General features: G+C 74.3%; 8 protein-coding genes. All 8 read left to right on the plus strand.

Features of this window, described 5'->3' with window-relative positions:
• Positions 1 to 21: 21 nt before the first annotated feature.
• The 8 genes from CD790_RS07985 to hpnD all read left to right on the plus strand — a co-directional run bounded on the left by CD790_RS07985 (position 22) and on the right by hpnD (position 14,910).
• Positions 22 to 6,093, plus strand: a complete 6,072-nt coding sequence (locus tag CD790_RS07985; protein WP_144382328.1) for an SDR family oxidoreductase — start codon at positions 22 to 24, stop codon at positions 6,091 to 6,093.
• On the plus strand, positions 6,090 to 8,567 hold the full coding sequence (locus CD790_RS07990; protein WP_144382329.1) for a KR domain-containing protein: 2,478 nt from the start codon (positions 6,090 to 6,092) through the stop codon (positions 8,565 to 8,567). The genes CD790_RS07985 and CD790_RS07990 overlap by 4 nt, the downstream gene beginning before the upstream one ends.
• Before the next feature lie 88 nt (positions 8,568 to 8,655).
• Positions 8,656 to 9,099, plus strand: coding sequence for an ester cyclase (locus CD790_RS07995; protein ID WP_186318924.1), 444 nt, complete (start codon positions 8,656 to 8,658; stop codon positions 9,097 to 9,099).
• A 73-nt stretch (positions 9,100 to 9,172) separates the two neighbouring features.
• A complete protein-coding gene (locus CD790_RS08000) occupies positions 9,173 to 10,057 on the plus strand; it encodes an SDR family NAD(P)-dependent oxidoreductase (protein WP_144382331.1) in 885 nt (294 codons plus the stop codon).
• Positions 10,058 to 10,077: 20 nt separating this feature from the next.
• Positions 10,078 to 11,694 (plus strand): cytochrome P450, encoded by a 1,617-nt coding sequence (locus CD790_RS08005; protein ID WP_144382332.1) that lies wholly within the window; start codon positions 10,078 to 10,080, stop codon positions 11,692 to 11,694.
• Between the two features lie 163 nt (positions 11,695 to 11,857).
• Positions 11,858 to 12,601 carry a TetR/AcrR family transcriptional regulator gene (locus CD790_RS08010; RefSeq protein ID WP_144382333.1) on the plus strand — a complete coding sequence of 248 codons (744 nt, stop codon included), beginning with the start codon at positions 11,858 to 11,860 and terminating at the stop codon, positions 12,599 to 12,601.
• A gap of 483 nt (positions 12,602 to 13,084) precedes the next feature.
• Positions 13,085 to 13,951 carry a squalene synthase HpnC gene (gene hpnC, locus CD790_RS08015; RefSeq protein ID WP_260867471.1) on the plus strand — a complete coding sequence of 289 codons (867 nt, stop codon included), beginning with the start codon at positions 13,085 to 13,087 and terminating at the stop codon, positions 13,949 to 13,951.
• Positions 13,948 to 14,910 carry a presqualene diphosphate synthase HpnD gene (gene hpnD / locus CD790_RS08020; RefSeq protein WP_144382334.1) on the plus strand — a complete coding sequence of 321 codons (963 nt, stop codon included), beginning with the start codon at positions 13,948 to 13,950 and terminating at the stop codon, positions 14,908 to 14,910. Before hpnC ends, hpnD begins: the two co-directional genes overlap by 4 nt.
• The last annotated feature ends 30 nt before the right edge of the window (positions 14,911 to 14,940 follow it).

Here is a 14,940-nt window from a genome sequence, read left to right on the forward strand (position 1 = left end):
TCGTAAGGAGTAGGCGTTCCAATGAGTGACCTCACGGGGAAGGTGGCGCTCGTCACCGGTGGGTCGAAGGGGATCGGGAAGGCGATCGCCCAGGCGCTGGCCGCGCGCGGCGCCCATCTCGTCATCAACTACTTCCACTCGCACGACCAGGCGAAGCGGACCCGGGACGAGCTGGTCGCCGCCGGCGCCACGGTCGACCTGGCCCGCGCCTCGGTGGCCCGCCAGGAGCAGGTCGACCGGATGTTCGCGGAGCTCGAAGAGCGCCACGGACGGCTGGACATCCTGGTGAACAGCGCCGCCAACGGCGCGCTGCTGCCCCTGCGGGAGGTCACGGACGAGGACATCGCCAAGGCCGTCGACACCAACTACAAGGGCGGACTGCGGGTCGCCCGCGCGGCGGCCCCGCTCATGGCCCGCCACGGCGGAGGCTCCATCGTCACCGTCTCCGCGCTGGGCGGCTCGCAGTTCGTCATGGCCAACTACTCGGCGTGCGGCCCCGCCAAGGCCGCCGCCGAGGCGGCGACCCGCTACCTCGCGGTGGAGTTCGCCCCGCTCGGCATCCGCGTCAACACCGCCTCCGCCGCCATGCTCACCAGCGAGGTCGCCGACAGGTTCCCCCGCGCCCGGGAGATGCAGGAGGTCATCGCCCGCGCCACGCCCTTCGGTCGGCTCGGCACCCCCGAGGAGTTCGCGGACGTCGTCGCGTTCCTCGCCTCCGACGAGTCCCGCTGGATCACCGGCCAGGTCGTCCTCGCCGACGGCGGTCTCTCCCTGGGCGCGGCCCTGCTCTCGCCCCCGCCGGCACCGACCGCGCCGGCGGAGCCGACCGCGACGGTCGAGCCCCGGACGGCGGCCGCGGCCGTCCCCGCCGTGGGGTCGGCCGTCGACGAGGCGGGCACGGTCGGGGAGCGGGCCGACGAGAAGGGGGCGGCCCCGGTGGTGGCGACCCCGGGCGAGGGCACGCCGCCCGCCGCGGACCCGGTCGCGCGCCCCGCCGCCGAGGCGGTCGCGCCCGCCGCCGCGACCCGGCGGCCCGCCGTCGTACGGGAGCGCGAGCCCGACCGGGCCGCGGCCACCCCCGTCGAGGACGACGCCATCGCCGTCGTCGGCATGGGCCTCACGGTCGCGGGCGCCAACAGCCCCGAGGAGTTCTGGAAGCTGCGCACCACGGGCGACGAGCTGTTCGTGCCCGTGCCCGCGGACCGCTGGCGGCACGCCAACTTCCACTCCGCGGACACCGCGGACGAGGACAAGGCCTACGCCGAGAACTGCGTGTTCATCACCGACTTCCAGGCGGCGCCCGGCTCGGTGGAGAGCATGGCGGACGGCGCCGAGGACCACGAGTTCACCACCATGTGGCTGCGGCACAGCCTGGTGCAGGCGCTGGAGGGGGTGGCCCACCGGGAGACCGACCGCGCCTCCTTCGTGGTCGGCTACACCCCCGACGGCAGCCAGCACCTGGAGGAGGCCGGGGTGCTGGACAGCGTGGCGCGGATGACGCACGACATCGTGGGCGGGCTACCGCTCGCGGAGGGTGAGCGCGAGGCGCTGCGCGGCGACGTCGACGCGGCGCTGAAGCGCCGCTACTGGCGGGCGGCGCAGGGCGGGGAGCGGTTCCTGCCGCACCGCGTCGGCGAGCTGGCCATGCAGGGGTTGCTGCCGGCCGACACCGAGCTGCACATGGTCGACACGGCCTGCTCCTCGTCGCTGTACGCGATCGACATCGCCGCCAAGGGCCTGCTGATGGGCAAGCAGGACATCGCGGTGTGCGGCGGCGCCTTCGCCCTGGCCCCGCGCGGGACCGTGCTCTTCTCCAAGCTCCAGGGGCTCTCCAAGCGCGGCCGGGTGCACGCGCTGGACGAGGACGCCGACGGCGTGATCTTCGCCGACGGGGCCGCGCTGGTGGTCCTCAAGCGGCTCAGCCGGGCCGAGGCCGACGGCGACCGGGTGCTGGGCGTGCTGCGCGCCTTCGGCTCCTCCTCCGACGGCAAGGGCAAGGCGATCTACGCCCCGAACGCCGCCGGCCAGTCGCTCGCCGTGCAGCGGGCGCTGGAGGCCGGCGACGTCGACGGCGGCGATGTGCGGTGGGTCAACGCGCACGCCACCGGGACCCCGGCCGGCGACCTGGCGGAGTTCACCACGCTGCGCGAGTACTACGGCACCTCCGGGCCCGCCTCCGTGACCTCCAACAAGTCGCTGATCGGGCACACCGGTTGGGCCGCCGGCGTGGTCTCCCTGATCGAGAACCTGCTGGGCCTGGAGGAGCACACCATCCCGGGCCAGTTCCGCTTCAGCGCGCCCCGGGAGGACTTCCGGCTGGCGGAGACCGGGCTGGAGATCACCCCGGAGCACCGGGAGTGGTCCGGGCCGGCCGGCGAGCCGCGGCTGTCCGCCGTCTCCGGCTTCGGCTTCGGCGGCACCAACGCCCACCTGATCGTCTCCGAGAGCCGGCCCGCCGCCCGCTCCGCCGCCACACCGGCCCGGGCCGCGGCCGCACCCGCCGCCAAGGTGCCGGACACCGGCCACCGGGTGGCCGTCGTGGGCTGGTCGGCACACCTGCCCGGGCTCGACTCCCGCGACGACGTGCTCCGCTGGCTCGACGGCGGCGCGCGCCCGCTGGACAGCTTCGGCCGGGACTACCCGGCGCCGCCGTTCAACAAGGTGCGGCTCCCTCCGAAGACCATCCGGGCGTTGGACCGCTGCCAGCTGATGATCCTGGAGTGCGCGCACCAACTACGCGACCAGATGCCCGACTTCTGGGCCGAGCAGGCCCTGACCACCGGCGTCTTCGTCGGCCATATGGGCCCCACCCGCGCGGCGATGCTCTACGCCAACCGCTGCTACCTCGACGACATCGAGGAGGCGCTGGCCGACGTGGCCTCGGACGCCGTGCCGCGGCTGCTGGACGGGCTGCGCGCCCAGGTGCGGGAGATGATCCCGGCCTCCAACGAGGACTCCTTCCCCGGCCAGATGCCGAACATCATCTCGGCCCGGGTGGCGAACTACTTCGACCTGCACGGCCCCAACATGACGATGGACTCCGGCTTCGCCTCCGCGCTGTCCTCCATCACCTCCGCCAGCCGCTATCTGCGCACCGGCGAACTGGACTTCGCGCTGGCCGGCGGCATCAACGGCAACAGCCTGCCGGAGTACCGCACGCTGATCGGCGACCTGCTGCCGCCGGAGGCCGCGGAGCTCGCCGAGGGCGCCTTCCTCTTCGCGCTCACCACCGAGGAGCGCGCCCGCGCCGCCGGGCTGAAGGTGCTGGCCTACGTCGACGAGGCGCTGGACCAGGACGCCGGCGAGGACGAGACCCTGCTGTGCGGGGCGCCCGCCCCGGCGACCGCCCGCTACCTCGGCGCGGCCGGCGGACTGGCCGTGCTGAAGGCGCTGCACGGCCGCCCCGGCACGGTGGCGGTCTCCACCGACGAGAGCGAGAGCGCGGCCGGTGCCCGGCTGCGGCTCACCATCCCCGGCGAGGAGGGCGACGCGGACGGCCCCGCCGTCGAACGCGCCCCGCTTCCCTCGACCTTCACCACCGGCACCCCGCCGCGCGTCCACCGCCAGGTGCCGGTGCTCACCGAGCTGCCCGCGCGGGACGTGCGCCCCCGCACCCCGTTCCTGCCGAGCGGCGCGCTGGTCCTCACCGACGCCCCCGAGGCGCTCGCGCGGGTGGCCCCCGCCGACGCCCGGCTGACGGTGCTCTCCACCGCGCCCCTGGACGCCCCGCGCCCCGGCTGGCACCACCTGCCCGAGGTCACCCCGGAGGCGGTGCGCGAGGTGCTGGCCGCCGCCGGCCCGGGAGTCACCGCGCTGCGGGTCTTCGGCGACCTCGGCCGCTCCGCGCCGCCCGAGCGGGCGCTGACCACCCCGGCGCCCCGGCTGACCGCCCTGCACGACGCCGCCTACCTGGTGCTCCAGCAGGCGTACGACGACCTGGGCGACCCCGCCGCCTCCTTCGTGGTGCTGCTGCTCGGCGCCGCGTCCGGCGACACCCCGCACCCGTACACCGGGCTGTTCTCCGGGCTGCTGAAGACCGCCCGCCTGGAGCGCCCGGAGGCGCTGGGCTACGCGCTGTTCACCTCCGCCACCGACCCGGCGGCGGCCGTCGCCCGCGTCGAGCGGGAGAGCGCCGCGCACCGCGCCTTCCCGGTCGTCTTCGACCTCGACGGGGTGCGGAAGGGGTACGTGCTCCGGGACGAGCCCAACGCGCTGGCCGCCGGCGCGACCGCGGTCCTGGACCGGGAGTCGGTCGTGGTGGTCGCCGGCGGCGCGCGCGGCATCACCGCCGAGGTGGTCAAGGCCGTCGCCGAGCACTTCCGGCCGCGGATCTACGTCCTCGGCAGCAACGCGCTGGACAGCCACCCGGCGGACACCTTCACCGGCACCGACGAGGAGTTCGCCGCCCGCCGCTCCGGCTTCATCAAGGCGGAGCTGGCCCGGCGCGACGGACGCAGCGTCGCCGACATCAACCGCGCCTTCGACCGCCTCGTCAACGCCCGCTGGGCGCGCCGCAACCTGACCGAGATGGAGGCGCACAGCGGCCCCGGCCGGGTGACCTACCTCGCCTGCGACACGCGTGACCGGGACGCGGTGGACCGCGCCATGGGCCGCGTCCTGGACGAGCAGGGCCGGATCGACCTGCTGGTCAACGCCGCCGGGTTGCAGCGCTCCGGGCTGATCAAGGACAAGGGCTTCGCGGAGTTCACCGCCATCCGCGACCTGAAGGTGGACTCCTACCTCAACCTCAAGCACGCGCTGCGCGGCCGGCCGCCCCGGCTGTGGTGCAACTTCGGCTCGCTGCTGGGCTACTTCGGACAGCTGGGGGAGGCCGACTACGCGGCCGCCAACGACTTCCTCGCCAGCGCCGCCACCCATGTCTCGGCGACCACCGCCACCGAGGAGTTCACCATCGGCTGGACGCTGTGGGAGGGCGTCGGCATGGGCGCCAACGAACTGACCAAGGCGTACTACGAGCGCGCCGGCTCCTACAGCAACATGTCGATCGCCGAGGGGATCCAGCACTTCGTCCAGGAGCTGCACGCGCCGCACCGCCGGCCCTCGGTGGTGCACCTGGGCGAGGCCGAGCGGGCCACGGTGGAGCGCTTCTACCCCGGCTACCTCGCCGGACCGGCCGCCGCGGACCAGGGGTTCTACCTGCGCCGCCCGGTCGAGCGCAGCGCGACCGCGGTGGTCTACGAGTGCCCCTTCGACCTGGAGACCGACGCCTACCTCGGCCACCACACGGTGCGCGGCGAGGCGACGCTGCCCGGCACCTTCGTCACCGAGATCGCGGCCGAGGCCGCCCGGGCGCTGGTCCCCGACAAGAAGGTCGTCGGCTTCGAGGACCTGCGCTTCGAACACTTCCTGCGGGTCTACCAGGACGTGCCCACCGGGCCCAAGCGGATCCGCGCCGAACTGGCCGAGGCCGTCGGGGACACCACCGTCGTCCAGGTGCGGATCACCGAGGACGTGGTGGCACCCAGCGGCGTGGTGCTCAAGAAGGACCGGGTGCACTTCCTGGCCAGGGTGCTGCTCGCCGACGCCCTGCCCGCCGCGCCCCGCTGGGAGCCGTGGGAGGCCGGCGCGGAGACCCCGGTGCCCGACCCGTACCACCAGCCGGGCGCGCCGGTGAAGCTGACCGGCCCCTTCGTCTCCACCACCGACACCCGCGTCCACCCGCGCGGCAAGCGGGCCCGCTACGCCCCCGACATCCCGGCCGGCGACCCGGTCTGGTCCCGCTTCACGGTGCCCGCCATCCTGCTGGACGGGCTGGCGCGGGTGGGCGTGCTGGACCTGGTCGACGGCCGGCTGGTGCCGGTGGCCGCGCCGCTCTCCATCCGCCGCATCGACCTCTACGAGGAGACCAGCGACCACGCCCTGGCCACCGGCGGAGACGTCATCGACCTGTACGTCACCCCGCCCGGCTTCGACCTGGCCGCCGACCAGGTGAGCAACCGCTTCGTCGCCGCCCGCGAGGACGGCCGGATGCTGCTCCAGATGAAGGACCTCCAGGCGACGCTGATCGGCTACGTCGACGCCGAGACCGGCGCGGCGGTCCCCGTCGACGCGGCCAAGGAGGCCCGCCGATGACGCTCACGGACCCGACGCCCCTCGCGGCGCCGCCGGCCCCCGCCCAGGCGCCGGCGGAGGACGCCGCCGTCCAGCCGGTGACCCGGATGGTGTGGGAGCTCACCGAACTGCCGCCGGCCGTCGACGAGCCCGCCCGGCTGACGGGCCTGCGGGTCCTGCTGCTGGGCGGGGAGCCCGCCGTGGCCCGGGCCGTCGGCGCGGAGCTGACCCGGCGCGGCGCCCGGGTCCGGCACGGCGCGGCCCACACCGGCCCCGTCGACGCCATCGTCGACCTCACCGTGGGGCACCGCCTCGCGGCCGGCGGTCGCGAGGCGGTGGGGGCGTGGCGGGCGGCGCTGACCGAGACCGTCACGGCGCTGCGCGGGGTGTACGACGCCTGGGCGGCCGAGACCGCCGCGGACCGGCTGTTCTACCTCGCCGTCAGCTATCTGGGCGGCGGGATGGGCCGGCACCCCGACGACGACCTGGCGCAGCCGCTCGGCGGCATCTGGGCGGGCCTGGCGAAGACCCTGCACCGCGAGTTCCCCAACTGCAACGCGCGGGTCGTCGACATCGCCCTGGACGCCGCGGCCGAGCTGCCCGACATCATCGCCGCCGAGCTGGGCCGGGTCGGCCAGATCGAGGTCGGCTACCGCGACGGGCGCCGGCTGACCCTCACCCCCGGCGCCCGGCCGCCCGCCGCGCCGGCGCTCACCCTCGGGCCCGCCGACACCGTGCTGGTCTCCGGCGGCGGTCGCGGCATCGGCTGGGAGCTGGCGCGCACCCTCGCCGAACGACACGGCGTACGGGTCGTGGTGACCGGTCGCGAGCCCTTCCCCACCGGGGACGAGCCGTGGTTCGGCGCCGACGAGGCCGCGCTGAAGGCGTATGAGCGCGGGGTGTGGGCGAAGCGGCCCCCGGGACGGTCGCCCGCCGAGGTGCGTCGCCGCCTCGGCCGCGAGCGCCGGCTGTGGGAGCTGGCGGCCAACCTCACCTCCGCGCGGCGAAACGGCCTGCGCATCGACTACGCGCGCTGCGACTTCACCGACCCCGCGCAGGTCCGGGAGCTGGTCCGGCGCGAGGGCGGGGCGCTCACCGGCGTGATCCACAACGCCGGCGTGGACACCGCCGCCCGGCTGCCCAAGAAGTCCGACGCGGAGATCCTGCGCACCGTCGAGGTCAAGGTCGACGGCTTCCTGCACCTCTTCGAGGAGGTGCGGCAGCTCGACCTGAAGTTCTTCTGCGCCGTCGGCTCGCTCACCGGCCGGCTGGGCGGCATGGTCGGCCAGCTGGAGTACGCGGCGGCCAACGACGGGCTGGCGCGGCTGGGCACCTGGGCCGACCGCCGGGCCGCCTTCCCCGTGATGACGCTGGCCTGGCCCACCTGGGACCGGATCGGCCTCATCGCCAACTTCGGCGCCACCCTGCGCTACATGGCGGCCATCGACGTCGCCGACGGACTGGCCCGCTGGGAGGCGGAGTTGCTGGCCGGCACGGCGGGGGAGGTCACCTTCGTCGGCCCGCTGGGTCGGGCGATCGACCCCGGCCAGGCCATCGGCTACCCGGTGGTGCCCGCGCTGCCCGGCTTCCAGGCCGCCTACCCGCGGATCTTCCACCTCGGCGAGGTCACCGCCTTCCAGCCGCACGCCCGCCTGGACGCCACCGTCACCTTCGACCGCGACCGGGCGCCGGTGCTCGGCGACTTCCAGGTCGACGGCGGCGACGCGGTGCCGGTCAGCGTGCTGCTGGAGAACGCGGTGCGCGGCGCCGAATGGCTGGTCCCCGAGGACTACCCGGCACTGCGGGTCGCCGCCGTCGAGCGGATCGTGGTGCCCCTGGCGCTGCTGCGGCTCGACGGCGGACGGCTCCGGCTCACCCGCACCGCGCGCGGCTTCCACGAGGGCCGCGACTGGGTCGTGGAGGTGCGCTACCGCCGGGCCGGCGACACCGGCGCGGGGGAGGACGGCGGGGAGGCGACGGAGGCGAGCCTGCGCGTCGTCCACCGGCGCGACGCCGAGCCGCCCGGCCCGCTGGAGCGTCCCGCGGTCACCCAGAGCACCACGCTGCGCTCCGGCCCGCCGTTCCTGCGCTGGCGGTCCACGGTGGTGCCGGCCGCCGCGTGGCACACCGGCCCCGACGGCCGGCCGGTCGCCGAGGTGCGGCCGTGCGCCGCCAACGACCTGTGGGCGACCCCGCAGGTGCCGCACCCCGCGCTGCCGGTGGCGCCGCTGGAGAACGTGGTGCGGCGCTGCGCCCGGCGCGGGGAGGGGCTCTCGGTCACCGTCGACCCCCTGGTCATCGGGCGCGTCACGCCGCACGCCGCGGAGCGCGGGCCGTCCCGCGTGGAGGGCGACCCGGCCCTGGGGGTGTGGCGGGTCACCCGCGCGGCCACCGGGGAGCCGGTGCTCACCGTCTCCGGGCTGCCCGGCCCGCTCGGCGACGATCCCCCCGGCCCGTCCGACGACGCCCCCGCCACCCGGCACGGGCCCCGGTGACCGCCCCGGCCGCGCCCGCCCCCACGACCCACCACCCATGACCACCGCTGTCCGCAGCGGCGAGCGACGAACGACGAGAGGGACGAACATGGCAACCGCCGAGCAGAACAAGGCGACCCTGGAGCGCTACTACGAGGAGTGCCTCAACAAGGGCAACCTCGACGTCATCTACGAGGGCGCGGGGGACGACCACATCAGCCACGGCACCGCCCCCAACGGCAAGTCGGGCGTGGAGCACCTCAAGGAGTGGGTGCGGATCCAGCGCGCCTCCTTCCCCGACCTGCACGTCACCGTCGAGGACTGGATCATCGAGGGCAACAAGGTGGTCAGCCGCTTCACCGCGCGGGGCACCCACACCGGCGAGCCCTACGCCGGCGGCCTCATCCCGGCGCGCGGCCGGAAGCTGGAGATCCCCGGCATCGTCATCGACGAGTTCGACGACGAGGGTCTGATCGTGGAGAGCTGGTTCTCCATGGACTCCTACGACCTCGCCCAGCAGCTCGGCGCCTTCGACCCGCCCGCCGCGTCCTGAACCGCCCCGGGCCGGTCCCGCCCTCGGGGCCGGCCCGCGCGGCCGCCCACCGACCCGTCACACGAGGACCTCGATGACCACGAAGCCCACCCCGACCTCGGTCCTGATCACCGGCTGTTCCTCCGGCATCGGCCGGGCCTGCGCGCTGCGGCTGCACCGGGCCGGGCACCGGGTGTACGCGACCGCCCGCCGCCCCGACTCGATCAAGGACCTCGCCGGGGTCGGCATCCACACCCTGCCGCTGGACGTCACCGACGAGGAGAGCATGCGCGCGGCCGTGGCCGAGGTGGAGGCCGCGCACGGCTCCGTCGGGGCGCTGGTCAACAGCGCCGGCTACGCCCTGTCCGCGGTGGTCGAGGAGGCCGAACTCGACGAGGTGCGGCGACAGTTCGAGACCAACGTCTTCGGTCTGGTGCGGCTCAGCCAACTGGTGCTGCCGGGCATGCGCGCGGCCGGTGGCGGCACCGTCGTCAACGTCTCCTCCATCTTCGGCCGCTACGCCGTGCCCGGCTCCGGCTACTACAACGCCACCAAGCACGCCGTCGAGGCGCTCAGCGACGCGCTGCGACTGGAGACCGCCGCCTTCGGCGTCCGGGTGGTCCTCGTCGAGCCCGGCCCGGTGCGCAGCACCGAGTTCGGCGCCAAGTACGTGGAGAACGTGCGGAACCTCAAGCTCGCCGGCCGCGACTACGAGGAGTTCCGCCGCCAGACGGTCGACTACTTCGACGCCATCTACGGCGGCGGCCGCCGCACCCTGGCGGGCACCTTCGCCATCCAGTCGGACGACGTGGCCAGGACCGTGGAGCGGATCCTGCGCACCGCGCGGCCCCGTGCCCGCTACCCCGTGGGGTTCCTGGCGCACAGCACCCTCGCGCTGCGCCGCCTCGCCCCGGACTCGGTTTTCGACAACCTCTTCGTACGCCGCCTGTTCCCGGTCCCGCGCGGGCCGCGCTCTTGACAGCAAGGAGAACCCCACCCATGGCGACGACCACCATCCCTCAGCGCCGGCGCTCCCTCGCGCCCGGCCCCAAGGGCGTCCCCCTGCTGGGCAGCCTGGCGCACTGGAAGCGCAACACCGCGGAGTTCCTGCTGGGCCTGCAGCGTGACTACGGCGAGGTGGTGCGCATGCGGCTGGGCCCGATGACGGTGCATCAGGTCACTGGCCCGGACGCGGTGCGCCGGGTCCTGGTGGAGAACCACGCCAACTACGTCCGCGGCCCGCTGTACGAGCAGTTCGGCGTGGTCATGGGCAAGGGCCTGCTGACCACCGACGGCGAGTTCTGGCGCGGCCACCGCCGCGCGGTCCAGCCGGTCTTCCTCAAGCAGGCCGTCAACGACATCGTCCCCAACATCATCCAGGCCACCGAGGAGATGATGGAGGGCTGGGAGCGCAAGGCCGCCGCGGGCCAGCCGGTCGACCTGATGACCGACATGCTCAAGCTGACCCTGGTCACCCTGAGCCGCTCGCTGTTCGCCTACGACATCAAGACCGAGACCCGGGTGCTGAAGCAGATCGTCGACGACGTCGTCGAGGTGATGTTCCGCCGCGGCAGCGCCTCCGAGATGCTGCCCTCCTGGGTGCCCACGGAGCGCAAGCGCAAGATCGAGCGGATCCACCGGGTCTTCGACCGGGTGGTGGCCGATGTGCGCCGGCGGTACGCGGAGACCGGCGAGGGTCCGCTGATCGCGCTGATGGAGCAGGCCGTCGACCCCGTCACCGGCCGCCCCTGGACCGACCAGCAGATCAAGGACGAGCTGCTCACGGTCTACCTGGCCGGCCACGAGACCACCGCGGTGTCGCTGTGCTGGACGCTGCTGTCGATCGCCTCCCACCCCAACGTGCAGGAGGAGCTGGACGCCGAGATCGCCACCGTGCTCGGCGGCGGACGGCCCGACGCGGACAACGCGGAGTCCCTCTCCTACACCCGCATGGTCGTCGACGAGAGCCTGCGGATGCACCCGCCGATCTGGATCTTCCCGCGGGCCGCCGTGGGGGCGGACCAGCTGGGCGGCTACGACATCGAGGCCGGCTCCTCGGTCCTGCTCTCCCCGCTCGTCACCCACCACAACCCGCGCTACTGGGACAACCCGCTCGCCTTCGACCCGTACCGCTTCACCACCGAGGCCATCCGGCAGCGGCCCCGGCTGGCGTACTTCCCGTTCGGCTCCGGCCCCCGGCAGTGTGTGGGCAACTTCATGGCCCTGCTGGAGCTGCGGCTCATCGTGGCCATGGTCAACCAGCGGTTCAAGATCCAGCGGATCCCCGGCAGCTCGCTGCGGTACGGCTCGCCGGTGGTCTCGCTGCGCCCGCTCCAGGACGTCATGGTGACCGTGGTCCCGCGCGAGCGGACCGCGACCCCGGCGCGGCAACCCGCCCCGGCGCGCGTCCCGACCCCGGCGCGCGTCCCGACCCCGGCCGCGGGGGACACCGACGCGGGGACGGTCGACACGGGGACGGCCGACAGGGGGGCGGTCGACGCCTCGGCCGGGACGACGGCCGACACGGGGGCGGTCGACGCCTCCCCCGGGACGACGGTCGACACCGCGGCGGCGGGGGACGCCCCGCCCGCCTCCTGCCCGCATCATCCCTCCTGACCGGCTCCGGCCCCCGTCGCCGTGTCCGCAGGTGGGCGCGGTGACGGGGGTCGTTCACGGTGAACGCGAGACGCCTCAGCGGCAGGTGTTCACCAAACCTATGGCTGTATCGTGAAGCCGGGCGCCGTGAGGGGCTCGGTGGGCGAAGACGAGGGGGAAGCGCATGTCCCAGGGGGACGCGCCGGTCGTGTCGTACACCCGGCGCGAGCGACTGCGGATCGCCACCATCCGCGAGATCAAGGACGTGGCGCGGGAGCTGCTGGTCCAGCAGGGGCCGGAGAACGTGACGATACGGGCCATCGCCCGGGACATGGGCATGACCGCCCCGGCCGTCTACCGCTACTTCACCAGCCGTGACGCCCTGATCATGGCGCTGCGGGCGGACATCTTCGCCGAGATGGCGGAGCGGGTCCGGGTGATGACCGAGGCGCTCCCCGCGGACGACCCCGGCCGACGGCTGATCGCCGCCGCGCGGGCGCTGCGCGCCTGGGCGCTGCGGAACCCGCACGAGTTCGGGCTGGTGCTCGGCCCCTGGACACAGGGTCTCGGCCGGTCCGGCGCCCGGCCGGATCCGGAGACCGGCTGGTCCGTCTTCGGCTCGCTCTGGTCCGACCTGTTCGAGGACCTGTGGCGGGTCCGGCCGTGGCCCGTGCCCGAGGTGGCCGAGCTGGAACCGGCGCTGGTGGAGCAGTTGCGCGGGCTCAGCGAGGCCCAGGAGATCACGCTCCCCACCGGCGCCATCGCCGTCATGCTGCGCTGCTGGGTGCGGCTCTACGGGCTGATGTGCCTGGAGACCCTGGGCTTCATGTCGTTCGCGCTGGCCGACGGGGAGGCGTTCTTCGAGCGCGAGTTGCTGGACCTCACCCGGGTCGTGGGCATCGAGGACCTGTTCGAACGGGAGGCGTAGGGACTCCCCACGGACGGCTCCACAAGCGAAGGCGTAAGCTGGACCGGTGCCCATTCGGGCCGCGCCGGGACCGTCGCCCGCTCACCCCGTTCCAGGTGAGCGGAGGTGAGCGGTCAGCCGCCCTTGACAGGGCGGCGCGGCGTGTCCGCTTCGTGCCGATCCTGTTAACCGGTGTAGAACGGGGGATGTGACGGCATTGGCTTCACGGCCCACCTCCAGCGCTCCCACTGGGCCCGGTCGACCGCTCCCGCGCGGAGGCGCGGTCCTCGTCCGTATGCCTGGCTGTCCACAGTGACCGGGGAGGACGAGCGCAGCGGGTCCTCCCTCGAGTCTCCTACGTCGCACGAGTACGCCATGCCCCACGGCCGCTCCGGCGATCCGACGACCGGCGGCCGCCCCGTGCCCGGGCGCCCGGTCCGCGCCGCCGCACGCCCACGGCTCGGCCCCGACCAGCGGCCCGACGCGCAGGCGCACACCCGAGCCCTGCTCGGCAAGGCCGACCGCGAGAACTTCCCGGTCGCGCCGTTCTTCCTGCCGCGGGCCTGGCGCACCGACCTGATGGCGGTCTACGGCTACGCCCGGCTCGTCGACGACATCGGCGACGGCGACCTGGCCCCGGGAGGCACCGACGCCGCCCTGCTCGGCGTCGACCCCGAGCGGGCCGCCGACCGGCTGGCGCTGCTGGACGCCTTCGAGGCCGACCTGTGGCGCGTCTTCGCCGCCACCGGCGAGTCGCCCCGCCACCCGCTGCTGCGGGCGCTGCGCCCCACCGTCCGTCGCTGCGGGCTCACCCCCGGCCCCTTCCTGGGGCTGATCGAGGCCAACCGACAGGACCAGCGGGTCCGCCGCTACGCCACCTACCAGGAGCTGCTCGACTACTGCGAGCTGTCCGCCAACCCCGTCGGCCGGCTGGTGCTGGGCATCACCGGCACCACCAGCCCGGAGCGCGTCCGACACTCGGACGCCGTCTGCACCGCCCTCCAGATCGTCGAGCACCTCCAGGACGTGGCCGAGGACCTCGGCCGCGACCGCGTCTACCTCCCCGCCGAGGACATGGCGCGTTTCTCCGTCACCGAGGCCGACCTGGCCGCGCCGAAGGCGAACGCCTCGGTGCGCGCGCTGGTCGCCTTCGAGGCGGAACGCGCCCGGGACCTGCTGGACGAAGGCAGCCCGCTGGTGGGTAGCGTCGACGGCCGGCTCAGACTGCTGCTCGCCGGTTTCGTGGCGGGCGGCCGAGCCGCGCTGCGCGCGGTCGCCACCCGGGGACACGACGTCCTCGCTGGACCTCCCAAGCCCACCAAGCTCAGCGTGCTGCGCGAGGTGGGGGCGACACTGCGAAGAGAGAGGTGAGCCGGACCGTGAACGGATCGGGGCACGTGTCCGCGCCCGTACTCGCGGCGTACCGTTACTGCGAGGCCGTGACCGGGGTACAGGCCCGTAACTTCGCCTATGGCATCAGGCTGCTGCCGACCGAGAAGCGACACGCCATGTCCGCGCTGTACGCCTTCTCGCGCCGGGTCGACGACATCGGCGACGGACCGCTGGACGCCGCCGCCAAGCGGGCCCGGCTGACCGACACCCGCGCGGTGCTCGACCGCATCCGGGACGGCCGGATCGCCGAGGACGACACCGACCCGGTGGCGGTCGCCCTCGCCCACGCCGCCCGCCGCTTCCCGATCCCGCTGGACGGGCTGGACGAGCTGATCGACGGCGTGCTGATGGACGTCTCCGGCGAGCGCTACGAGACCTGGGACGACCTGAAGGTGTACTGCCGCTGCGTGGCCGGCGCCATCGGCCGGCTCTCGCTCGGGGTCTTCGGCACCCTGCCGGGCGCGCGGGACGCCGAGCGCGCCGCCGAGTACGCCGACACGCTTGGCCTGGCGCTCCAACTGACCAATATCCTCAGGGACGTTCGCGAGGACGCGGCCAGTGGGCGCGGCTACCTGCCCGCCGAGGACCTGGCCAAGTTCGGCTGCCCGCCGGCCTTCCTCACCTCCGTCGCACCACCGGAGGCCGACTTCACCGGCCTGGTGCACTTCGAGGTGCGGCGGGCCAGGGCGCTGTTCGCCACCGGCTTCCGGCTGCTGCCCATGCTGGACCGGCGCAGCGGCGCCTGTGTGGCGGCCATGGCGGGCATCTACCGGCGGCTGTTGGAGCGCATCGCCCGCGATCCGGCAGCCGTGCTACGCGGCCGGGTCTCACTGCCCGGCCATGAGAAGGCGTACGTCGCGGTGCGCGGGCTGGCCGGGATGGACGCCCGGCTGGTCGCCCGACAACACGCCCGGGGACCGAGGGGAGAGCTGCGTTGATCCGAACCGTCCGGCACAAGCGGCGGGCAA

Source organism: Streptomyces sp. SAJ15 (genome assembly GCF_007595705.1).
Lineage (GTDB): Bacteria > Actinomycetota > Actinomycetes > Streptomycetales > Streptomycetaceae > Streptomyces.